Annotated in this window: 21 protein-coding genes and 1 pseudogene; 13 read left to right on the top strand and 9 right to left on the bottom strand. The window is 47.1% G+C overall.

Annotated elements, in window-relative coordinates:
• From tnpC to UXZ23_RS12325, 6 genes and pseudogenes are all read left to right on the top strand, one after another.
• Positions 1-700 (top strand): IS66 family transposase (tnpC, locus tag UXZ23_RS12350; RefSeq protein ID WP_320820869.1); only part of this gene is annotated, 700 nt, incomplete at its 5' end.
• Positions 701-884: 184 nt separating this feature from the next.
• Positions 885-1,142 carry a type II toxin-antitoxin system Phd/YefM family antitoxin gene (locus UXZ23_RS12345; protein WP_320820868.1) on the top strand — a complete coding sequence of 86 codons (258 nt, stop codon included), beginning with the start codon at positions 885-887 and terminating at the stop codon, positions 1,140-1,142.
• Positions 1,130-1,444 carry a type II toxin-antitoxin system RelE/ParE family toxin gene (locus UXZ23_RS12340; RefSeq protein ID WP_320820867.1) on the top strand — a complete coding sequence of 105 codons (315 nt, stop codon included), beginning with the start codon at positions 1,130-1,132 and terminating at the stop codon, positions 1,442-1,444. Before UXZ23_RS12345 ends, UXZ23_RS12340 begins: the two co-directional genes overlap by 13 nt.
• A 48-nt stretch (positions 1,445-1,492) precedes the next feature.
• Positions 1,493-1,669, top strand: a pseudogene (locus UXZ23_RS12335) (transposase); the annotation flags it as partial.
• Positions 1,670-1,860: 191 nt separating this feature from the next.
• Positions 1,861-2,352: a nuclear transport factor 2 family protein gene (locus tag UXZ23_RS12330; RefSeq protein WP_320820866.1), complete on the top strand. Its 492-nt coding sequence runs from the start codon at positions 1,861-1,863 to the stop codon at positions 2,350-2,352.
• Between the two features lie 387 nt (positions 2,353-2,739).
• Positions 2,740-3,180, top strand: a complete 441-nt coding sequence (locus tag UXZ23_RS12325) for a universal stress protein (protein WP_320820865.1) — start codon at positions 2,740-2,742, stop codon at positions 3,178-3,180.
• A gap of 96 nt (positions 3,181-3,276) precedes the next feature.
• Here UXZ23_RS12325 and UXZ23_RS12320 read toward each other — a convergent pair whose 3' ends face one another.
• Positions 3,277-3,984: a pirin family protein gene (locus tag UXZ23_RS12320; RefSeq protein WP_320820864.1), complete on the bottom strand. Its 708-nt coding sequence runs from the start codon at positions 3,982-3,984 to the stop codon at positions 3,277-3,279.
• Between the two features lie 195 nt (positions 3,985-4,179).
• Here UXZ23_RS12320 and UXZ23_RS12315 point away from each other — a divergent pair, with 195 nt between their 5' ends.
• Positions 4,180-4,386, top strand: a complete 207-nt coding sequence (locus UXZ23_RS12315) for a DUF1289 domain-containing protein (protein WP_320820863.1) — start codon at positions 4,180-4,182, stop codon at positions 4,384-4,386.
• 68 nt (positions 4,387-4,454) lie between these two features.
• Positions 4,455-6,350, top strand: a complete 1,896-nt coding sequence (locus tag UXZ23_RS12310) for a propionyl-CoA synthetase (RefSeq protein WP_320820862.1) — start codon at positions 4,455-4,457, stop codon at positions 6,348-6,350.
• A gap of 154 nt (positions 6,351-6,504) precedes the next feature.
• On the opposite strand, the gene UXZ23_RS12305 is transcribed toward UXZ23_RS12310, so the two are convergent.
• The 8 genes from UXZ23_RS12305 to UXZ23_RS12270 form a co-directional block, all read right to left on the bottom strand.
• A complete protein-coding gene (locus tag UXZ23_RS12305; protein WP_320820861.1) occupies positions 6,505-6,969 on the bottom strand; it encodes a flavodoxin family protein in 465 nt (154 codons plus the stop codon).
• A 118-nt stretch (positions 6,970-7,087) separates the two neighbouring features.
• On the bottom strand, positions 7,088-8,449 hold the full coding sequence (locus UXZ23_RS12300) for an NAD-dependent succinate-semialdehyde dehydrogenase (RefSeq protein ID WP_320820860.1): 1,362 nt from the start codon (positions 8,447-8,449) through the stop codon (positions 7,088-7,090).
• Positions 8,436-9,746 (bottom strand): ectoine hydrolase, encoded by a 1,311-nt coding sequence (gene doeA / locus UXZ23_RS12295; protein ID WP_320820859.1) that lies wholly within the window; start codon positions 9,744-9,746, stop codon positions 8,436-8,438. The genes UXZ23_RS12300 and doeA overlap by 14 nt, the downstream gene beginning before the upstream one ends.
• Positions 9,743-11,017, bottom strand: a complete 1,275-nt coding sequence (locus tag UXZ23_RS12290; protein ID WP_320820858.1) for an aspartate aminotransferase family protein — start codon at positions 11,015-11,017, stop codon at positions 9,743-9,745. Before UXZ23_RS12290 ends, doeA begins: the two co-directional genes overlap by 4 nt.
• Positions 11,018-11,073: 56 nt before the next feature.
• Positions 11,074-12,234, bottom strand: a complete 1,161-nt coding sequence (doeB2, locus tag UXZ23_RS12285) for a N(2)-acetyl-L-2,4-diaminobutanoate deacetylase DoeB2 (protein WP_320820857.1) — start codon at positions 12,232-12,234, stop codon at positions 11,074-11,076.
• Between the two features lie 362 nt (positions 12,235-12,596).
• Positions 12,597-13,568, bottom strand: a complete 972-nt coding sequence (locus tag UXZ23_RS12280; RefSeq protein ID WP_320820856.1) for a bifunctional enoyl-CoA hydratase/phosphate acetyltransferase — start codon at positions 13,566-13,568, stop codon at positions 12,597-12,599.
• Positions 13,569-13,579: 11 nt separating this feature from the next.
• Positions 13,580-14,506 (bottom strand): universal stress protein UspE, encoded by a 927-nt coding sequence (gene uspE / locus UXZ23_RS12275; protein ID WP_320820855.1) that lies wholly within the window; start codon positions 14,504-14,506, stop codon positions 13,580-13,582.
• Positions 14,507-14,629: 123 nt separating this feature from the next.
• Positions 14,630-15,496 (bottom strand): LysR family transcriptional regulator, encoded by an 867-nt coding sequence (locus UXZ23_RS12270; RefSeq protein WP_320820854.1) that lies wholly within the window; start codon positions 15,494-15,496, stop codon positions 14,630-14,632.
• 146 nt (positions 15,497-15,642) lie between these two features.
• Here UXZ23_RS12270 and leuC point away from each other — a divergent pair, with 146 nt between their 5' ends.
• From leuC to UXZ23_RS12245, 5 genes are all read left to right on the top strand, one after another.
• Positions 15,643-17,061 (top strand): 3-isopropylmalate dehydratase large subunit, encoded by a 1,419-nt coding sequence (leuC, locus tag UXZ23_RS12265; RefSeq protein WP_320820853.1) that lies wholly within the window; start codon positions 15,643-15,645, stop codon positions 17,059-17,061.
• An 11-nt stretch (positions 17,062-17,072) separates the two neighbouring features.
• Complete coding sequence (gene leuD, locus UXZ23_RS12260) at positions 17,073-17,717, top strand: 3-isopropylmalate dehydratase small subunit (protein ID WP_320820852.1); 645 nt, start codon at positions 17,073-17,075, stop codon at positions 17,715-17,717.
• 240 nt (positions 17,718-17,957) lie between these two features.
• Positions 17,958-19,037, top strand: coding sequence for a 3-isopropylmalate dehydrogenase (leuB, locus tag UXZ23_RS12255; RefSeq protein WP_320820851.1), 1,080 nt, complete (start codon positions 17,958-17,960; stop codon positions 19,035-19,037).
• Positions 19,038-19,055: 18 nt separating this feature from the next.
• Positions 19,056-20,180, top strand: a complete 1,125-nt coding sequence (asd, locus tag UXZ23_RS12250) for an aspartate-semialdehyde dehydrogenase (RefSeq protein ID WP_320820850.1) — start codon at positions 19,056-19,058, stop codon at positions 20,178-20,180.
• Between the two features lie 257 nt (positions 20,181-20,437).
• A partial coding sequence (locus tag UXZ23_RS12245; protein WP_320820849.1) for a FimV/HubP family polar landmark protein occupies positions 20,438-22,022 on the top strand: 1,585 nt, incomplete at its 3' end.

The raw sequence follows: 22,022 nt of genomic DNA, 5'->3' as shown, positions 1-22,022 counted from the left end.
TGATTACGCTAGTAGTCGACGTACCGACGTTGCAGCCTCACTATTAGGTGACTATCAAGGCTACCTGCAAACTGATGATTACGCGGGTTATCACCGCATTGGGCAGCAAGAAGGTATCGTCGCGCTGGGCTGCATGGCTCATGCTCGGCGTAAATTTATCGATGCGCAAAAAGTCAGCCCTAGTCCCAAAGGGAAAGTCAGCAAAGCCGATATGGCGATCACCATGATCAAAGGGCTTTACGCCATCGAAGCTAGCATCAAAGAACAAACAGCCGCCCAAAAACACAAAATCCGACAAGAAAAAAGTCGGCCTCAGCTTAATAAACTCAGAGCCTGGTTGGACAAAGCGCTGCAACAAACCCTACCAAAAGGAAAAACGGGCGAAGCCTTAGCATACCTCGATAAAAACTGGGACAAGCTCACGGTATACATCAGCGATGGCCGACTGAATATCGACAACAACCCAATCGAAAATGCCATCAGACCGTTTGCGATTGGGCGCAAGAACTGGTTATTTAGCGATAGCCAACGTGGCGCAAAAGCCAGCGCCATGCTGTACAGCATAATAGAAACCGCCAAAGCGAATGAACTCGAACCTTACGCGTATTTACGTACGGTACTGACGCGATTACCGCACTGTGAAACGGTGGACGATATTGAAAAACTGCTGCCGGAAAATATAGAACTGGCGGTTATTTAATTGGCAGATGGGGTTGTTTGAGCGCTTACAAATAACAAGCGTATGTTGCAACGGCCCAAAATCCCTTCGTTCCACTCAGGTGGGCCAAGGACTCAATTTCGCTGGCGCTCATTTCGCCGCAAATACGTACGTTAACCGTAAAAAGTCGTTGCAACCTAGAAAGTGATAGAATAGTATCACTCTTATGAAAACAGAACTTGTAACTACATTAAAAAGGCAAGCTACTAAGATACTAGCTGACCTTCATACCTCAAAAGAGCCCGTGTTAATTACAGAGCACGGTCAACCGTCTGCGTATCTTGTTGACGTCGAAGACTATGAACTAATGCAAGATAGAATGCGTATTCTTGAGGGCATTGCTCGTGGAGAAACTGCGATCTTTGAAGGGCGTACTTATTCTGAATCGGAAGCAGAAGAGAAAATGAGTAAATGGCTCAAATAAAATGGACTGAGCCTGCGCTTGAAGATATCAATGAAATAGCTGAATACATTGCCTTGGACAAACCAAGTGCAGCAAAAAGGTTAGTTCAAAATATCTTTGAATCCGTAAAGCGCTTAAAAGAATTTCCCGATTCCGGCAGAGTACCAATTGAGATCAGTGATTCGCGGTATAGGGAGCTCATTGTAGGCCCTTGCCGAATATTTTATCGAGTCGATAAAGATGTTGTGTATGTCCTTTATGTCATGCGTAGCGAAAGGATGTTAAGGAAGTTCATCCTTGATGATCGAGCTAATGAAAACTGATCTTCCCCCGATTTAACGGACACCAACATCTAACAGATGAGGTGTCCAATGCCAAAATACACAAAGCCCAGAAAGACGTGGCTGTACTCAAATGAATTCAAAGTTAAAGCCGTTCAGTTAAGTTTGATTGAAGGTGTTCAGGTTAAAGAAGTCGCCGTTACTCTCGACATACATCCGTTTATGCTGTCACGATGGCGAAAAGAATATCGTGAAGGCAAGATCATGGTGAGTCGCCCCTAGTTCTCTAGACATTGTAGAAATCATCATCCATGTGGGCGCGAAGGTATTATCCAGCATTTTGATCAGTGCCTAAGCGACAATGAAAAAACTCAGCAGAAACTTATGTGTCCTTGTGTCTCGCAGGGTACCAATAGTTTGGTGTTAGATATTTAGTAAAAAACCATTGAGGAATTGTTATGTTAAATTTTGATTTAACTGTAGAAGATATTCGTGAACCATTACCTAGTTTTAGTAAAGAGCAAGCGGAACAAAAAATTCGCATGGCAGAAGATGCATGGAATATGCAAAATCCAGAAAAAATTTCGACCGCTTACAGTTTAGATAGTCAGTGGCGTAATCGAGATGTATTTTTAAAAGGCCGAGCAGAGATCGTATCTTTTTTAACCGCCAAGTGGCAAAAAGAAAATCAGTATCGGTTGATTAAAGAGTTGTGGGCATACAGTGACGATCATATCGCGGTACGGTTTACTTACGAATGGCACGATGATCAAGGGCAATGGTACCGCTCTTATGGTAATGAGAATTGGGCATTTAATGAAAGAGGGCTAATGCAAGCGCGTCATGCCAGCATTAATGATGTGGCCATCAGCGAAGATGAGCGTTTATTTCATTGGCCGCTTGGGCGTCGACCGGATGACCATCAGGGCTTAACCGAGCTGGGGCTTTAACCACGATCAAATAATGATTTGTGGTTAGATGATTTGCATAGGGGGCGATCGCTGCTGTGAACGTCCCGATATTGCGTCCTCTGATCTTAGTCAATATGTACCAAAGTATTTAATACTATGCTTACTGTGTTCAAGCCCGATGTGTTGACGATGCAGGGTTTTAAACTTGTCTTTTGTAACTACCATTTTTGTTTTTATTGGTATCAGTTAAGAAAAAATGCCCAAAATGCCATACGTGATGGTTGCGAAGTCTGATAGCGTCAGGGTCATGCTTTTGAAGAATTTTGGTAATGGTTCTTTTTTAATATGTTATCGCTCTCTAAGTACTTACTGTCGCGATCTTCAGATGAAGGCAGTTCAAACTAAAAGGGGAGTTAAGGGGAGATTATGAAGATAATGGTTGCTGTGGATTTTTCGGAGTTTGGCGAAACAGTACTGTCAGAGGCTGAAAAAATCGCTCAGTCGCTCTCTGCAAAGGTATGGCTTTTACACGTTGCTGCACCTGATCCTGATTTCGTAGGGATGGACATAGGTCCGCAAACCGTTCGCGATAATATGTCGAAGAAATTTCATCAAGAGCATCGTCAAATTCAGGCGATTGCCGATAGATTTCGTAATACCGGTTTAGATACCACGGCACTTCTTATCCAAGGCGTGACGGTGGATACAATTCTAGCTGAAGCGACAAAGCTTGATGCCGACATGATTGTTATAGGAACGCACGGGCACGGAGCAATGTATCGGCTTCTTGTGGGAAGTGTTAGTGAAGGGGTTTTACATAAATCGAAGTGTCCAATTCTTGTTATTCCTACGCACGAGCGAGATTGATGGTGTAGGGCACCTAAGATCTCTCAGACTTAGGTGCCCTATATTTTTGAGTTGGTCTTATCACGCGCGTAATTCAACGTAATTTCTGTAGCCAATTTAGCTTGGAAAATTTCCTCGTGGTAAATCAAACCACAATGCCGTCAATTCACTATTACCGGTATTTAGCACTTCCAATATTTCGTCTTTAACGCCTAGCGCATCCCCCTGTATAAGTTGGTTACTATTTACCGTCAAACTGCCGGATATTATGTGCAGATAGCCAATTCGTTCGCCGCTATCAAGTGCGATGTTTTCACCTGGTTGAAGAACTAAGCGATACATCGCAGCATCTTGATGCATCATTAAGCTGCCTTTACGCCCATCGGCTGTTACCAGCGGGGTCAGGGTGCCATTTTGCGCGACTGCTTTTTGTTCATAACTAGGTTTGATGCCGGTTTTATTAGGCGTAATCCAGATTTGTAAAAACTTCATGGCCTCTGTTTTAGAGTTGTTGAACTCTGAATGGGTGATGCCAGTTCCCGCGCTCATGCGCTGTATATCGCCAGCGGGTACTACGAAACTATTGCCCATGCTGTCTTTATGCTCAATTGCGCCTTCAAGTACGTAGGAAATAATTTCCATATCCCGATGGCCGTGCTCTTGGAAACCCGCGCCAGCGATAACGAAATCGTCGTTGATGACGCGAAGCACCGAAACACCCATGTGTTTGGGGTCATAGTAGTTACCAAACGAGAAGCTGTGATTGCTTTCTAACCAACCAAAGTTGGCTGCACCACGTTGTTTAGCTGGACGTAAGTAGATCATTTGGATGCCCTCGGTTTGATTGGTAGATTTAGTATTTGATGAGAATATCGCTTATTAATTCGAACGAATATTGAGTTATATCGAGGATATCATTCGATTAATTAGAACTATTTGGATTGTACTTCTGATGCGCTTGACCTCGTCGCCGTCTCAAGTGATCTTAACTGTCGAGCTTTTTCTTGTAGAAGGATGTCGATGTCTGATCCTACTGACAATACTTCCCAAATTGGCAGTCCGTGCGTTCGTAACTGCTGCTTAGATGCCAACGATGTCTGTGTTGGTTGTGGTCGCTCGCTTGCCGAAATCCTAGCTTGGCACAACGCCAGCGTCGATGACAAAACCCGTATCTTGGCGGAGTGCCAGCGGCGTAAACAGGAGTTAGCGAAAACGTGGCATAGTTAACACTATCTTTGGTCGAATACTCAACTGCATGCACCTAGCGTAAGGTCATAATACGAACGGAGGTGTTTATGAGTTATCAAGAAGAATATCGCGAAGCGCTGGAGCATCCACAAGCGTTTTGGAAGCGCCAAGCGCAGGAAATTCAGTGGTTTAAGCAACCGACTAAGATTCTTTCGAAAGATGAAAATGGCATTGACCGTTGGTTCGCCGATGGCGAGCTAAATACCGCGTTTTTAGCGTTGGATTATCACGTACTACAGGGTCGTGGAGAGCAAACTGCGTTAATTTACGATTCGCCTGTTACCGGCAATCAGCGTAGTTATAGCTACAAAGAGCTGACCGCAGAGGTTGCACATTTTGCCGGAGGGCTAAAGCGCCAAGGCGTTGGCAAGGGCGATCGCGTCATTATCTACATGCCCATGATTCCAGAGGCCGCTATCGCTATGTTGGCTTGTGCGCGTTTGGGGGCGATTCATTCTGTGGTGTTTGGCGGATTTGCCCCACACGAGTTGGCTGTGCGAATTGATGATGCCGAACCTAAAGTCATTGTGTCGGCTTCGTGCGGTATTGAGGTCAATAAGATCATTCCCTATAAGCCGATTTTGAACGATGCAATCGCAATGGCGACGGCAAAACCTGAAACCTGCATTATCGTCCAGCGAGAGCAGTGTCAATGTGAGCTTGTCCCTCATATGGATATTACGTGGGAAGAGGCCGTGCATAACGTCACTCCCGCCGATTGTGTTGCCGTTAAGTCTACCGATAGCCTATATGTGCTTTATACCTCGGGCACGACTGGCAAGCCTAAAGGGGTCGTACGCGATAATGGCGGCCACGCCGTTGCAATGAAATACAGCATGACTTCGGTTTACGATATGGACATTGGTGATGTGTTTTGGGCGGCATCGGATGTTGGTTGGGTGGTTGGGCACTCTTACATTGTGTATGCGCCATTGTTGGCGGGCTGTACCACCGTATTTTATGAAGGTAAGCCTGTAAGAACTCCAGATGCTGGTGCATTTTGGAAAGTATGTGAAGCACACGGTGTTAAGGGGCTGTTCGCTGCGCCGACAGCATTTCGTGCGATTCGTAAAGAAGACCCAGATTGTAAGCTCGCCGAGAAATACGACCTAAGTAAACTCAAGACGATTTTTATGGCGGGTGAGCGCCTTGATCCGCCGACCTATGAGTGGGTTGTTGAGCATCTGAAGAAACCTGTGGTTGATCACTGGTGGCAAACAGAAACCGGTTGGGCAATTGCAGGTAATCATGTAGGGCTGGGATTAACTAAGGTAAAAGCAGGGTCGGTTACGCGACCTTCGCCAGGATTTAATGTCGAAATTTTAGACTCCCGAGGTAAACCGGTTGCTGCCAATGAACAGGGCAGTATCGCGATTAAATTACCCTTGCCGCCGGGGTGTTTACCAACGATCTGGGGTGATCATAGCCGTTTTGAATCAGGTTACTTAAATACCTATAAGGGCTATTACATCACCGGTGACGGTGGTTATTTAGATGACGAACAATATTTGTTTGTGCAGGGGCGTACCGACGACATTATTAATGTCGCGGGTCACCGCTTGTCTACCGGCGAAATGGAGGAAGTTCTAGCAGGGCATGATGCGGTTGCTGAATGCGCTGTTATTGGTCAAAACAGCGATCTTAAAGGCGAGGAGCCTATGGGATTAGTGTTATTAAAAGATGGCGTTATGATTGATGATGATGAACTTGAATTACAGTTAATTCAGCGGGTTCGTGATCAAATCGGCGCCGTGGCAAGTTTCCATCACGCTATTGTGGTGCAGCGTTTACCAAAAACTCGTTCAGGTAAGATTTTACGTAAAGTGTTGCGCAGCATTGCGAACGGTGAGGAGTATGTTGCACCGTCAACAATTGACGATCCTGCTTGCTTGGCGGAAATAGAGGAAATGTTAACTAAAAAAGGTGTGCGCCGAATCATTTAAATGCAATTTAAAATTCGCCATGGGAACTTTTGGATCAAGCGATTGCTCTTACATCGCAGTTAGTCGTTGTTTGATTTCTCTGACTAGCTACTGATTGCTCCCCCTTTTAAACCGGGCTTGCCCGGTTTTTTTACGCCCAAAATTCATGCTCGAATTAAATAATGCCTTGATCGAGGGCCATCGCCATCGCGGTTCCTAATTCCCGTGCTTGGTGCAAAAAATCATCCTGCCATTCGCCTTGGCAAATAATCGGATCTTGAACCCAGCGCCATCTTAGACCTGTCGTTATAGTCGATAGTGCATTTTGGGTGCCTGTGCCATCGTGCCCTGCACGAATCAGAGCTGCGCACGGTAAGCCTTGGGTAACTTCTAAACAGGGGTAGTAAACACGGTCGAAAAAATCTTTTAGCGCGCCGCTCATGTAGCTTAAATTCTCAGGTGTTAGCAATACAATCGCCTGAGCGGTAATCACGTCGTACGCGTCGGTATCGAAGGGCGATTTTACTTCCCAGCTTACGTCGTCGCATTCAGCTTCTTCAAAACCATCGGACATAGCTTCGACTAAGCGGCGTAAATTTTCTGAAGGAGCATGGGCGACTAGTAATAGGCGTTTAGACATAGGCAATTAAATGTTGGCAGCGAAATCAGCAAAAGAGACGTCTAGCATAAAAGCCAGAGGGGGTGGGGTACAGCCCCGATGTCCTATTTATTCTTCAGGGCTGAATGTTAAGTGAAAATTACGCGATCCAAACTTGTTTTACATTCACAAATTCACGAATCCCTTGGGGTCCAAGTTCGCGTCCGTAGCCGGACAGTCCAATACCGCCGCTGGGTAATCGAGGGTCTGTTTTTACAATGCCGTTCACGGCGACTTGACCCGCTTGCAGCGTATAAATAGCGCGTTCAATGCTATTTTCGTCGGTCGTCCAAATGCTCGACCCAAGCCCGTAAGCGGTGGTGTTGGCCAGTTCCAGTGCGTGGTCTAAATCACGCGCTTTACTCACCGCCAGTACCGGCCCGAAGGTTTCTTCATCAAAGGCAGCCATGCCGGGCATGACGTCGAGTAGCAAGGTTGCTGGGTAGAAGAAGCCATCGCCTTGGGGCAGGTCTCCGCCGCACAAGCAACGGGCGCCTGCATCTATGGTGCGTTTCACTTGATCATGCAAACCAAGGCGTAAATCTTTGCGCGCAATCGGCCCTAGGGAGTCAGATTCTTTGCGCGGGTCGCCTAAGGTTTTTTGACTAAAACGTTGATATAGGCGTTCGCATACATCGTCGTAAATAGCCTCTTCGACGATAACGCGTTTTACCGAGATGCAAGATTGGCCAGCATTAATTAGCCGCGATAGGGTAATAATATCGCACGCTTTTTCTAAATCGGCGTCCGCCAGTACGATGCAGGGGTCAGACCCACCCAGTTCGAGAACGGCGGGTTTAAGGCCTGCTGCGGCGCGCGCGGCAACCTTTTTGCCGGCATTACTCGAACCGGTGAACGACACGGCTTTAATACCGGGATGATCAATTATTTCGCCAATAAGATCCGTGGTGATTGGCAGATTCAGTGCAACGCCACCGGGTAATTCCGCTTCATGGAATGCAGCAATTAAGGCAACTGCGGTGCGCGGGACATTCGGGTCGGCCTTCATAATGCAGGTATTACCCGCCATCAGTGCGGGTGCCATAAAGCGTAACGCTAGCCATACTGGTGCATTCCAAGGCAAAATTCCCAACACTGTGCCGAGTGGCTGATATTTAACATAACTGTGTGAGGCGTCAGAGGCGAGCGTTTCTGCGGCTAAAAACTGCGCGCCGTTATCGGCATAGTACTCTGCGCATCCTGCGCTTTTTTCGACCTCGGCTAGGCCTTCGCGTAGCGGTTTTCCCATTTCTTCGGCCATCAAACGAGCTAATTCATGTTTGGCATCGCGTAGGCATTTGGCGACGCGGCGCAATGCATCGGCGCGCTCGGCAATAGGCGTGTCTGCCCATAATGGTGCGGCGGTAACCGCCATGCCAATAATGCGTTTAGCTTTTGTTGCATCTAAGGACGGGAAGATGGGAAGTGCCTCTCCCGTGGTTGGGTTGTTAGGAGTTAACATAGCTTTCTCCTTTTTTCTTTGCTGATTTAGCGTTTTCTTTGGGAGTAGATAGTTCGATAGGTTCAGGTTTTGTTGGTTCCGATTTTGGCATTTTAATATCGTTTATGCCTATTAACTGGGGTTTTTCAGCGTCATTTGGCTTGACGCTAAAGTCGCGATCCATATCGAAGAATGAACGGCAGCCGTCATCGGTAATATAAATAGTATCGGAAATACCGCAGGTTTTATCGCCATCAACGCCCCACATCCAAGGAATTACGTGGAAGGTCATACCTTCTTTTAATACCGTCGATTCGCCTTGTTTTAAGCTGACGATGTAGCCTTCGTCCCAGCTTGGTGGAAAGGCAATGCCGATGGAGTAACCAGAGCGAGTAATTAAACGAGCACCAATATCATTGTCGGTAATAATGTTGCGCACCATATTATCGACGTCAGATACAGTCATGCCGGGTTGCACCATGCGATGCACGGCATTTAATGCCTGCTTCATAGTTTCTTGAGCTTTGTACATAGAATCGGATAACTCACCCAATACGACGGTGCGCATCATGGCGGTGTGGTAACGGCGATAACAACCGCCGACTTCTAAGAATATATGCTCGTTGGGTTGAATGACCCGGCCTTCCCATGTGGCATGACCAATCATAGTGCGCGGGCCAGAGGTTACATAGGGCATGACCGCCGGTGGCTCGCCGCCAGCGCAGAACATGCCTGCACTTATCGCCGCACCAATTTCATTTTCGGTAGCGCCTGCATGGCAGGCTGCAATACCTGCCGCCATACCGGCCTCGGTCGCGAAGGCGGCCTTTTTCATTAATTCGATTTCAACCGCCGATTTACATACTCGACCTTCTTCAACAATGCCAAAGCAATCGAGTAATTTGCCATCCTTGAGCGTGGTACGAATCACATCTTGGTGATAGGCCGGAAAGAAATAGCTATTGCGCTCGTAGCCAATACGCTTATTCGATAAACCAAATTCACGCAGGGCATCGACCAGCATTTGGATGGCATCGCCGGTATCTGGGTAGGGGCGGGTAACCTCGACCCAAGTACGCGCGATGACATTAGATTCTTCCAACGCACGGGTAATCATAAACGGCTCTTTTTCCAGCGGTACGACTAAGGCTTGGAAGAAGGAATACCCCGTGGTTTGGTAATCGGTTAAGTACATAATGTTTTCTGGATCAGAAATCACGACTGCATCTAAATGCCGCTCAGCAATGCGAGCGCGTAAGTCACCTAAACGTCGTTCATATTCTTCTGCCGGAAAGGTCATATCATCACGTTTAATCATGCTGCTTCCTCCATCACTGAGCGAGTGGCACTTATTAAAATATTTAAGCCAGCGACGAGATCCTCTTGTGGAATAGTGAGCGGTGGAATCAGTTTTAATACCCGTCCGCCGGTACCGCAGGCGGCGATAATGAGGCCATCTTTAAAGCATTTTTGCACAATCGCCGACGCTCGCTCGCCACTACCGACATCCAACCCCATGACCATGCCTTTACCGCGTAATTGCAGGCTGCCGTCGCTCTTTAATAATGGCTGTAAGGCTTCTTTCATTTGCTCTGTTTTTTGTTTTACTTCGCTCATTAATTCATCGTTTTTAAAGTAGCTTAAAGCCACTTTACCGGCGACGAACGACAAATTTTGGCCACGGAAAGTACCTGTGTGTTCGCCGGGAGACCAAAGCTTATCTAAATCCGGATGCACGAGATTCATTGCCATGGGCGTTCCTGCGCCACCAATGCCTTTGGCTAAACACACGATACCCGGTTCAATATCGAGATCATCGAAGCTGAAATACGAGCCTGTGCGGCCACAGCCGACTTGGATATCGTCGATAATTAATACTGCTCCGAGTTCTTTGGCCAGCGCTTCGACTTTTTTAATCCATTCTTTACCGGCAACATTGACACCACCTTCCGCTTGAATGGTTTCTAGTAAAATGGCAGCCGGTGCGGCTAGGCCGCTAGACGGATCAAGATAGCGATTGCGTAACGCTTCTAAGCTATCTAAACCACAGTTTTGCTTGCAGCCTACGCAAGGTTTTTCGCAGCCGAATGCAGTATGACTGACGTGATTCAAAGGCACGCCAGCGGCTCCGCGGAAATATTGATTTGCCGTTGCAGCAAGTGCACCTAAGGTCATGCCATGAAAGCCGCGACTGAAGGCTAGAATTTCTGTGCGGCCTGTGGCACGGCGCGCTAATTTCATTGCTGCCTCTACCGCATTGGTGCCGGTTGGCCCCATAAATTGCATTTTATGCGGCATATTTCGAGGCTTTAAAATAATGTCGGTAAATGCCTGCATAAATTCAGCTTTGGCTTTGGTTTGCATATCGAGGCTATGAAGCACGCCATCGCTTTGCAAATAATCAATCATGGCTTCTTTCATTAAGGGGTTGTTGTGGCCGAAATTGAGTACGCCGGCGCCAGCGAAAAAGTCGATGTATTCTTTGCCTTGATCGTCTGTTTGACGGGCATTTTGAGCTTTATCAAAAACAACAGGGTATACGCGGCTGTAGCCACGAATCGCAGATTCGCGCTGTTCGAAAATAGTCATAAGATTTCCTTTTTTAAAAAATATCGTGTTAAAGCGAGTTTTAAAAAAGGCTGGGGCTAGGGTGGTGTCCGCATACCGCTTAAGCGGCAAAACCAGCGACAAACGTCAGCAATTAAGCGGTCGTTGAAGTCGTAGTAAGGGCTGTGGCAGGGCATGTTATGGCCTTTGCCATCATCACTGCCCATCAGCGCAAATGCGCCAGGAATGGCATTTAAATAGTAGCTAAAATCCTCAGAGGCCATAATAGGGGTTGGTTGGCCATGCGCTAAGCCGGTGTCGCCATACAATTGCGACCAGACTAAGCGCGCTGTTGTCGCTTGTTTTTCATGGTTAATGGTCGCGCTGTAGCGGGGTGTGTGTTCGACCTCGCATTTAACGCCATAAGCACCAGCGGTTTGTATGGCAATTTCGGTAATTAAATTATTAATCAGAGTCCGAGTTGCTTCGTCGGGTACACGAATACTGCCGCCAAGTTCGGCGTATTGCGGCGTCACTGTTAGTGCATCGCCGCTTTGAAATTTAGTCACACTGACTACTGCTGTTTGTTGTGGTGCGATACGACGACTGCAAATTTGTTGCAGGGCAATGGTTACTGCACTGGCAGCGAGTAGCGGATCGGCACAGGCTTCAGGCTGGCTCGCGTGACCGCCTTTACCGATTAAACGAATAGTAAAGGTGCCATTACCACACATTACAATATCATCCGGACAGGCCATCGTACCGTATGGCATGGCCGGCCAATTGTGCCAGCCATAAATTTCACTAACGCCCTCTAATGCGCCATCTTTAATCATTTCGCGAGCGCCATGTCCGCCTTCTTCAGCAGGCTGAAAAATAAGCACTATTTGGCGTTCGAGTTCGGCTTCATGTTGTTTTAACCAGCGCGCCGTGGCGATTAATGTGGCTGTGTGGCCGTCGTGACCGCAGGCGTGCATGCATCCGGGGTTGTTGGATGTCCATTCTTTATTGGTTTCTTCTACTATTGGTAGGGCGTCTATATCGGCACGCAAAGCGATAGCCGGTGCTGTGCCAGTTTCATTGATATAGGCAACCGTGCCGGTAGTCGCGCACACGCGCCACTTAATATTAAGCTCAGTTAAGGCTTCGCGAACGGTATTGGCTGTTTGCAGTTCTTGCCAAGATAGTTCTGGATTGCGGTGCAGTTCACGTCGGAAATTCTGCGCAAACTTAATTGTGTCTTGCCAGTCGTTCGACATAAAGCGTCTCCTGCCTGGAATTCACGAAATTGTATTCGTAAAAACGATGTATTTGCTTTGCCGATTTGCTGCCTAACAGTGCGTTGCAATGGTTGTTCCAAAAAACAATTAATAATATTTTTTTATGTATTTTGCTTTTTAAATTAGAAATAAGCCTATAAATCAGCGTTTTACGTATTGCGAAAGATTTTTATGAAATTTAGAAAATAGAGTGCGTCTGTATGGGACGCTAGTGGAATAATATGGTTCAAAAAAATATGCACTGGCATGAAGCGCGACGATAAGTCTTGGTGCATAAACTACTCCGACTAACCTAGGATAGCTAATCACAGTAAAATTACGAGGTTTAATGCATCACGCCGTTAAATCGATATTGTTAGAGGTTGAGCTGCTGCTTGGGCAAGAGCGCAAGATAATATTCGTCCTGCGGTTTTTTCTGCTCGGCTAGTAAGAATAATAGGAACTCTAGCCCCAACAAGCACACCCGCTGCGAGTGCATTACCTAAGTACATTAATTGCTTGGCGAGGATATTACCTGCCTCTAGGTCGGGTGCTAATAATATATCTGCATCACCGGCAACCTCAGATTCAATGCCTTTTTCTAATGCAGCCTCGCGGTTAATGGCATTATCAAAGGCCAATGGGCCGTCTAATAATCCACCCATAATCTGCTTGCGGTCTGCCATTTTACACAGAGCCGCTGCTTCTATGGTGCTAGGTATATCAGGGTTTACTTTTTCAACGGCACTTAAAATAGCGACTTTTGGACAAGCAATACCAATATGGTGAGCAAGATCTATGGCATTAGCGACGATGTCTTTTTTATCACGCAGGCTCGGTTGAATATTGATTGCCGCATCGGTAACGAGCAAGGCTTTGTGATATAGCGGAATGTCCAGATAAAATACGTGGCTAATGCGGCGTTCGGTACGTATACCGTTAACTTTATCGAGGACGGCACCTAACAATTCGTCGGTCGATAAACCACCTTTCATTAACGCATTCACGGCGCCTTGTCGTACCAATGACACGGCTACTTCGGCGGAGTGATGGCTGTGCTCACTATCGTGTATGACTAGGGCGCTAATATCGAGATTATTCTCGGCAGCACATTGAGTGATTCGCTCTTTTGGGCCTACTAAAATAGCTTCGATGAGCCCTAAGTTGTGTGCTGCCAAAGCGCCTGATAGCGAGTTGAATGTTACCGGATGCACAATCGCTGTTTTTACGGCCTCGCTCCGCAGCGCCCGCTCTAGCAACAGTTGCATTCTTGGATGCTGAGTGAGTGCTGCATCCAGTTCTTCTTTCAAACGTCCTGCGGCGAGCGCTTCCATGTCCGGCTTCCTTAAGAGATATCTGGGCGTACGCCATCTTGCGGCTTAATGACTAAAATATCGCATTCGAGTTTATCTACTAAAGCTTCAGCGGTATTGCCGATCAATACTCCACTTAATCCTCCACGACCGATAGTGCCCACAACAACAAGATCCGCTTCGGTTTCTTTGGCGATATCGGCAATAACTGCATCGGTATCGCCTTCGCCAATATGAATATGATCATCGGCAATATTGAATTTCTTGGCCCATGCAGCACAGCCTTCTTCATGCTGTTCAGTTATGTATCGTTGAATATCATCTGGCGCTGTGACTTCAGGAACCATAGCAAACGCGACGGCAACCATAGGATAGGCATTGGCTAAATGTAAATCAGTTTCAAAATGATCAGCCAAGTGCTCAGCGAAGGATAAAATATTATCGTTGATTAATTCATGGCCAGTATCGCGCGAGGTGGAGTCGATCGCAGCAAGAACACGGTTGTGCTTCCAAGGTGTAGCCGATTTCACCAACATTACCGGTGCCGGGCAATGGCGCATTAAATTCCAATCGGTGTGCGTAAATATTCGCTGTAATAATGTGTGTGGCTGAGTGCCCTTTATTACCAAATCGAAATCTGTATTGCGTATAGATTCAATGGCACCGTCGTGAAGATGCTTTTGCCAGTGAACTTCGGTGCGCACGGTAACATTGGCGACATCGCGATCTTCTAGAAGGCTATCGAGCCAGCTCTGTGCACGTTGGCTCAGGGCACCTTTAATACTGTGGCGCGTTGCCTCGTCGATACGAGCGTTATCATCACCATAGGTATCCCACGCACAAGTCATTAATGTGAGATCTGAATTGGTTGCTTTGGCAAGCCAAACAGCACGATCGAGTGCGTATTGCTCGGGATGTTCTTGATCCAGTACGACTAAAATGTGGTTGATGTCCAACATAACCTTCTCCCAAGCTTCAAAATATTTCAATTACCTTAACGCTAGCACGATCAAGCCGTCTTGTGTTGGGTCAATATTGCCTATGTATTATGACTGTTAGGGTTTAGCCGTAGAGCGTTTGCGTTAATGATCATTTAGCAACTCAATCATGGCTCGCGCTGCATTAGAGAGCGTGCGGTGTTTTAAATGGATGAGTCCTAGGTGGCGAATAGGAGAGGTGCCTGGCCAAACAAGAGTATGGAGCTGGCTGTCGACCATATTTTGCGGTAGCAACGACCAACCCATGCCGACAGAAACCATCATTTTAATGGTTTCTAAATAATTGGTTGGCATTGGCGCATTGAGTGTTAAACCGCGCTCGCGGAAAGCCTCATCGACTAGACGATAAGTAATCGTATCTGGTTGTGGCAGTATCGCAGGCGTGCTGGCGAGATCTTCTAGAGTTACGTGCTCTAACTGCACTAAGCGGTGGTCTGGAGCGCAGACGCACACCATGGTGTCTTGCCACAGCGGTATGTGCGCCACATCCTCGGCATCGCTTTCCTCTAATGTCGTTAACGCGAGCTCAACTTGGCGTAATGTTATGGCTTGATAGGCACGCTCAGATCCCATGAATTCCAAATTGAGCAGTGCACTTGGATAACGTTGAACGAACTCTCGCAATACGGGCGGCAGGCGATGTAGACCAATGTGATGGCTCGTTGCAAGCGAGAGAGAGCCGCTAACTTCGCCTTCCATATTAACCAGATGCAGTTCGGTATCAGTCACTAAATCAAGAATTGCCCGTGCTCGCGGAAGCAGGTTATGGCCAGCTTCCGTAAGGCTAATGGTGCGATTGTGGCGGTCGAATAGGGTAACGCCAATTTGCTGTTCTAGCATTTGAATGCGCTTACTTACCGCTGATTGGGTTAGATGAAGATCTTCCCCTGCTGCGGAAAACGAACGATGCCCAGCAACAGCCAAGAAAGCTTTTAGTGATTGCGTATCCATAACTATTCTCGCATTAGAATACGTTCAATTTATTGTATTCCTATTTGGAATTCAAACTAGAAATAATATGAATTTGAGTTGTTATCTGCCTGCGGTATCCTGTGCACAGTGATAGCAACCCGCAGAGCATAGAAGGAGTCATCCACATGGCCGGGAAAACCTTGTACGACAAATTATGGGAACAGCATCTTGTTAAAGAACGAGATGATGGCACTGCCTTAATTTATATCGACCGTCAATTATTGCACGAAGTAACCTCGCCTCAGGCTTTTGAAGGCTTACGCATTGCGGGTCGTAAACCTTGGCGTTTGGATGCCAACTTGGCAACACCAGATCACAACGTACCAACGACTTCTTTTGAACGTGAATCGGGCATTGCCGGTATTCAAGATCCGGTATCGCGTATTCAGGTTAAAACCCTAGATGAAAACTGCGATGAATTTGGTATCACCGAATTCAAAATGCAAGATATCCGTCAGGGTATTGTGCACGTAGTTGGCCCAGAGCAGGGTGCGACATTGCCAGGTATGACAGTGGTGTGTGGTGATTCTCATACGGCAACGCACGGTGCCTTTGCCGCCTTAGCGCATGGTATTGGTACGTCTGAAGTTGAGCACGTGATGGCCACTCAGTGTTTGATTCAGCGTAAAATGAAAAACTTGCTTATCAAGGTTGAAGGTGAACTTGGCGCCGCTATCACAGGTAAAGATGTTGTTTTGCATGTGATCGGAATTATTGGTACCGCCGGTGGTAACGGCTGTGCGATGGAATTTGGTGGCTCTGCTATTCGCTCAATGAGCATGGAAGGCCGTATGACCATGTGTAACATGGCCATTGAAGCCGGTGCTCGTGTGGGTATGGTGGCCTACGATGAAATTACTGCTGCTTACGTAAAAGGTCGCCCGTATGCACCTAACGAGCATCAGTGGGAAGCAGCAACCGCTGCTTGGAAAGATTTAGTGTCGGACGATGATGCAGTATTCGATAAAGTGATCGAAATTCGCGCCGAAGATATTAAGCCTCAAGTGACTTGGGGTACTTCACCTGAAATGGTCACCACCATTGATGGTCGTGTGCCAACACTGGAAGACGCCAAAGATGATGTGGAGCGCTCAGGTTTTGAGCGTGCTTATAAGTACATGGGCTTAACACCGGGCCAAGCGATTACCGATATTCAATTGGATCGCGTCTTTATTGGTTCTTGCACCAACAGCCGTATTGAAGATTTACGCGCTGCGGCTGAAGTGGCGAAGGGTCGTAAAGTTGCGGCTACTTTGAAGCAAGCATTGGTAGTGCCGGGTTCTGGCTTAGTAAAAGCTCAGGCTGAAGAAGAAGGTCTGCATGAAATATTTATAGCTGCTGGTTTCGAGTGGCGTGAGCCTGGTTGTTCAATGTGTTTAGCAATGAATGCGGATAAATTAGGTAATGGCGAACATTGTGCTTCAACCTCTAACCGTAACTTTGAAGGTCGTCAGGGTTACGGCGGTCGTACGCATTTGGTGAGCCCTGCGATGGCAGCGGCAGCCGCCATTGCTGGTCATTTCGTCGATGTTCGCGAACTTTAAGGGGAATAACAATGAAATCATTTACTGTACAAGAGGGCATTGTTGCCCCAATGGATCGTGCCAACATCGACACGGACATGATTATTCCTAAGCAGTTTTTAAAGTCGATTAAACGCAGCGGTTTCGGCCCGAATTTATTCGATGAATTGCGTTATTTAGATGAAGGCCAGCCGGATGCGGATAACAGTGGTCGTCCGCTGAATCCTGATTTCGTGTTGAATAAACCACGCTATCAAGGTGCGTCGGTATTATTGGCTCGTGAAAACTTTGGTTGTGGTTCGAGCCGTGAACACGCGCCTTGGGCATTGGAAGATTTTGGTTTCCGTACCATCATCGCGCCAAGCTATGCCGATATTTTCTTTAATAACAGCTTTAAAAATGGTCTGTTGCCAATCGTGTTAGACGAAGCAACCGTTGATCGTTTATTTAAAGCGGTTGAAGCGAACGAAGGTTATAAGCTGACGGTTAATTTAGAAGCGCAGACGATTGCTACACCAGACGGCGAAGAAATTCCATTTGAAGTGGATAGCTTCCGTAAGCATTGTTTGTTAAATGGTTTGGATGACATCGGTTTGACCTTAGTCGACGCCGACGATATTCGTGCTTATGAAGCGAACCGTCGTGAAAAATCGCCTTGGTTGTTTGGCGCTGGTTGATATCGGTTTTTTATTGTCGGTTATTAATCTCGGTTTAGATCGAATAAAGGGGGTGTTCGGGTTCAGTGAGCTGACCGTCTGCGCCATGGATGGCGCAGCTCGAGCCTCTCTCTAAGAATTGATGGGACAGATTTACGGCGGGTCAGCGAATGAAGCCGGATAGGCCCTGAATCTCGTAGCGAATAAAGCGGGATATGCCCGCACAGAATTGAAAATACAGAAATATAGGTTGAGAAAAGAATGAGCAAAAACATACTTGTGTTACCGGGCGATGGTATCGGCCCAGAAATCGTCACCGAAGCGGTGAAAGTTTTAAACACCGTGAACGAAAAATTTAACCTCGGCTTAGTGTTAGAAAATGGTTTGGTGGGTGGTGCAGCTTACGATGCACACGGTACTCCGCTGCCAGAAGAAACCATGAGCAAAGCTCGTGCAGCCGATGCCATTCTATTGGGTGCGGTGGGTGGTCCTAAATGGGATACCCTCGAAGATCGCGAATTACGTCCCGAAAAAGGCCTGTTAGGTCTGCGTTCTGGTTTGGAATTGTTCGGTAATTTACGCCCAGCGATTTTATATCCGCAATTGGCCGATGCTTCTAGCTTGAAGCCAGAAGTCGTTTCCGGTTTGGATATTTTGATCGTACGCGAACTGACTGGTGGTATTTATTTCGGTAAGCCACGTGGTATTCGCGTGTTAGAAAATGGCGAGCGCGAAGGCTATAACACCTACGTGTATAACGAATCTGAGATTCGTCGTATCGCTCGCGTTGCATTTGAATCGGCGATGAAACGCAATAAAAAACTGTGCTCAGTGGATAAAGCCAACGTATTAGAAGTGACTGTGCTGTGGCGCGAAATTTTAATTGAAGTGGGTAAAGAGTATCCTGAAGTCGAGTTGTCGCACATGTATGTGGATAACGCCGCTATGCAGTTAGTGCGTGCACCGAAGCAGTTTGATGTCATGGTTACTGGGAACATGTTTGGCGATATCCTGTCGGACGCAGCAGCTATGTTAACCGGATCTATCGGTATGCTGCCTTCAGCGTCGTTGGATAAAGACAACAAAGGCATGTACGAGCCATGTCATGGTTCGGCACCGGATATCGCTGGCCAAGGCATTGCAAACCCATTGGCAACCATCTTGTCGGCGGCGATGATGTTGCGTTATTCATTGAATGAAGTAGCGGCAGCCGATGCGATTGAAGCGGCGGTAAGCAAGGTATTGGATCAAGGCTTACGTACTGGTGATATCTGGTCGGCGGGTATGGAAAAAGTTTCCACTGAACAAATGGGCGAAGCAGTTGTTGCTGCTTTGCTATAAGGATAAAAGGTTTTAAACATGTCTCTACAAAAAGTAGGCCTAGTCGGCTGGCGCGGTATGGTGGGCTCTGTGCTCATGCAGCGTATGCAAGAAGAAAAAGATTTCGACCTGATCGAGCCGGTATTTTTTACCACCTCTCAGGCGGGTAAGGCAGCTCCAGATTTCGCCGGTAAAGATTGCGGTACTCTGTTGAGTGCGTTCGATATTGACGCGTTAAAAGCGCAAGACGTGATCATTACTTGCCAAGGTGGCGATTACACCAAAGACGTGTATCCAAAGCTGCGTGAAGCGGGCTGGAATGGTTATTGGATCGACGCTGCGTCTTCATTACGTATGGCGGAAGATGCAATCATTGTTCTTGATCCAGTGAACAATAAGGTCATCGAAGCGGGCATTCAGAGCGGCGTTAAAACCTATGTCGGCGGTAACTGCACCGTTAGTTTGATGTTGTTGGCATTAGGCGGTTTGTTCGAAAAAGATTTGATTGAGTGGGTTGCTCCGCAAACCTATCAAGCGGCTTCGGGTGCTGGCGCGCAGAATATGCGTGAGTTGATCAGCCAGATGGGTGCTATTCACAGCGATGTAAAAGCCAAGTTAGATGATCCAGCGACGGCTATTTTGGACATTGATCGTCAGGTGGCAGAATTTATCCGCAGTGATGATTATCCAAAAGAACAATTTGGCGCTCCTTTGGCTGGAAGTTTGATCCCTTATATCGACTCACAATTGGCTTCTGGCCAGAGTCGTGAAGAGTGGAAGGCTCAGGTTGAAGCCAATAAAATTATGGGAACGACTGAAAAACCAGTGCCTATTGATGGCTTGTGTGTGCGCGTCGGTGCGATGCGCTGTCACAGCCAAGCGATCACAATCAAGCTGAAAAAAGATATTCCAGTCAGCGAGATTGAAGCGATTTTGGCTGCCCACAACGATTGGGTGAAGGTAATACCAAATGAGCGCGAAGCCAGTATGCATGAGCTTACACCGGCGAAAGTTACCGGTACTTTAAGTATTCCGGTTGGGCGTATACGCAAGTTGACCATGGGGCCAGAGTACATTTCTGCGTTCACGGTGGGTGATCAACTATTGTGGGGCGCAGCTGAGCCACTTCGCAGAATGTTGCGCATTTTGCTTAATGCTGCTTAAAAAATAAGCAAAAAAGAGCGGGGCATAGCCCCGCTTTTGATCTCTTTTCTCGAAATAATTCTCTAAGTGTTTCATACGTCACGCTTTTATCCCTGCTAAGCTGGGCAAAATATTGCGCAAACTACTTTTATATTTGATACTACCGACTGCTTATGAATGGAATCGATAAGTAAGCTGGGTCAGGAATATCTATAAAAAAGCCGTTTTAGTAAAACGCTGGCGAGCGAATCGCCTGAAACGACAACAAGGAAGCAATAATGAAGCGCCTACTTGCGAATAGCTTGCTGCTGGCTGGAGGTCTGACGTTATCGTCTGAGCTGCTGGCTCTAGGCTTGGGTGAAATGACTCTGAAGTCAGCACTCAATCAACCGCTAAATGCAGAGATTCAACTGGTTGATGCAGGTGATCTGACTCAGTGGGAAATTAAACCCTCACTGGCGTCGGCCAATGACTTTGAACGTGCAGGCGTTGATCGTTATTACTTTTTAACTAAGATTCAGTTCAAGGTTGAAGGTAACCGCGTTGTGGTCACTTCTAAAGATGTGATCAACGAACCATTTTTAAATTTCTTGGTAGAACTGAACTGGCCTGCTGGTCGAGTATTGCGGGAATATACCGTATTACTAGATCCGCCAGTCTTCCAGGAAACTACGATCAATCCCTTAGTCGCCGCTCCTGCATCGGCAGTGACATCGACTACTGCAGTGACTTCGCAACAACCTGCTGGTGCTCCGGTGATTGGTGCGCAGCCGTCTTATAACCGTTGGGCGAATGAAGCTGCAGCGCCGGGTACATACAAGGTTCAGCCGAATGACACGTTATGGCAGATTGCGGTAGAAACTCGCCCTGATCGTGCGGTGTCACCACAGCAAATGATGGTTGCAATACAAGAAGCGAATCCAAGTGCCTTTATTGACGGCAATATTAATCGTCTTAAATCGCATCAAACTTTGCGTGTGCCAACTGCAGATGAAATCCGTGGTGTGCCAACACAACAAGCGGTTGCTGAAGTAGCACGTCAGAACCAAGCCATTAAAGCTGGCGTGGCACAAATTGATGCTACCGGTCGTAAGAGTTCGGGTACTGGTTCTCGCGCTTCTGAAGCGGGTGGTGAAGTCCGTTTGGTTACAGCGCCAAGCAGCGACAAAAACGCGCAAGGTGCTAGTGGCGAAGTCGGTCGAGGTGTCACAAGTCGCCAAGATGCAATCGAAGCTGACTTGTCTATCGCGCTAGAAAATTTAGATAAAGGTCGTCGTGAAAACGAAGAGCTAGCCAAACGTTTAGCTGCACTTGAAGAGCAGATTAATACTTTGCAACGCTTAGTGGCGTTAAAAGATGATCAACTTGCTAGTATGCAAATCGGTGGTTCAAACACTAAAGCAGCTAATGCTGAAGTGAATCCCCAAGTGACTGATGCTGTTGTTTCTGAGCCTGCAAACGCAGCAATTGCCACTGCAGTTGTTGGAGAAAAGTCTGCGCATAGCGCAACGACGGAAACAGAAGCAGCTAAAGACTATAACTATGCTTCGCAAGCCGAGTCCAAAGCGGCAGTAGAGCCAAGCGCAGAAACGGCAGCGAATGCTGAAGCGGAAGCCATCAAGGCTCGTAAAGAACGCATCGCTAAGTTATTAGCCGCTGAAGAAGCGGCTAAAGCTAAGGATAAGAGCATTCTTGATCAGGTCATGGAGTTCCGCAATGAGCTTATGATCGGCGGCGGTGCCTTGCTTATTGGTTTGCTTGTTCTGATTGGTTTGCGTCGTCGTAAGAAATCAGAAGAAGATACTTACGAAGAAGTTGCCGATTTTGAAGAACCGGTGGTCATGGGTGATGGTCAATTTGATA

The sequence above is a fragment of the Thalassolituus sp. genome (assembly GCF_034111725.1).
Lineage (GTDB): Bacteria > Pseudomonadota > Gammaproteobacteria > Pseudomonadales > Oceanobacteraceae > Thalassolituus.
This window is presented reverse-complemented; position numbering and strand designations above follow the sequence as displayed.

Excerpts from the sequence above, each read along its gene's own strand:
- UXZ23_RS12315 (WP_320820863.1), top strand. The coding sequence starts at position 4,180 with ATGTCTGATCCTACTGACAATACTTCCCAAATTGGCAGTCCGTGCGTT.
- UXZ23_RS12300 (WP_320820860.1), bottom strand. The coding sequence starts at position 8,449 with ATGTTAACTCCTAACAACCCAACCACGGGAGAGGCACTTCCCATCTTC.
- leuC (WP_320820853.1), top strand. The coding sequence starts at position 15,643 with ATGGCCGGGAAAACCTTGTACGACAAATTATGGGAACAGCATCTTGTT.
- UXZ23_RS12305 (WP_320820861.1), bottom strand. The coding sequence starts at position 6,969 with ATGTCTAAACGCCTATTACTAGTCGCCCATGCTCCTTCAGAAAATTTA.
- doeA (WP_320820859.1), bottom strand. The coding sequence starts at position 9,746 with ATGATTAAACGTGATGATATGACCTTTCCGGCAGAAGAATATGAACGA.
- UXZ23_RS12280 (WP_320820856.1), bottom strand. The coding sequence starts at position 13,568 with ATGGAAGCGCTCGCCGCAGGACGTTTGAAAGAAGAACTGGATGCAGCA.
- leuD (WP_320820852.1), top strand. The coding sequence starts at position 17,073 with ATGAAATCATTTACTGTACAAGAGGGCATTGTTGCCCCAATGGATCGT.
- UXZ23_RS12270 (WP_320820854.1), bottom strand. The coding sequence starts at position 15,496 with ATGGATACGCAATCACTAAAAGCTTTCTTGGCTGTTGCTGGGCATCGT.
- UXZ23_RS12290 (WP_320820858.1), bottom strand. The coding sequence starts at position 11,017 with ATGACTATTTTCGAACAGCGCGAATCTGCGATTCGTGGCTACAGCCGC.
- asd (WP_320820850.1), top strand. The coding sequence starts at position 19,056 with ATGTCTCTACAAAAAGTAGGCCTAGTCGGCTGGCGCGGTATGGTGGGC.
- UXZ23_RS12345 (WP_320820868.1), top strand. The coding sequence starts at position 885 with ATGAAAACAGAACTTGTAACTACATTAAAAAGGCAAGCTACTAAGATA.
- UXZ23_RS12310 (WP_320820862.1), top strand. The coding sequence starts at position 4,455 with ATGAGTTATCAAGAAGAATATCGCGAAGCGCTGGAGCATCCACAAGCG.
- UXZ23_RS12340 (WP_320820867.1), top strand. The coding sequence starts at position 1,130 with ATGGCTCAAATAAAATGGACTGAGCCTGCGCTTGAAGATATCAATGAA.
- leuB (WP_320820851.1), top strand. The coding sequence starts at position 17,958 with ATGAGCAAAAACATACTTGTGTTACCGGGCGATGGTATCGGCCCAGAA.
- UXZ23_RS12320 (WP_320820864.1), bottom strand. The coding sequence starts at position 3,984 with ATGATCTACTTACGTCCAGCTAAACAACGTGGTGCAGCCAACTTTGGT.
- UXZ23_RS12325 (WP_320820865.1), top strand. The coding sequence starts at position 2,740 with ATGAAGATAATGGTTGCTGTGGATTTTTCGGAGTTTGGCGAAACAGTA.
- doeB2 (WP_320820857.1), bottom strand. The coding sequence starts at position 12,234 with ATGTCGAACGACTGGCAAGACACAATTAAGTTTGCGCAGAATTTCCGA.
- uspE (WP_320820855.1), bottom strand. The coding sequence starts at position 14,506 with ATGTTGGACATCAACCACATTTTAGTCGTACTGGATCAAGAACATCCC.
- UXZ23_RS12330 (WP_320820866.1), top strand. The coding sequence starts at position 1,861 with ATGTTAAATTTTGATTTAACTGTAGAAGATATTCGTGAACCATTACCT.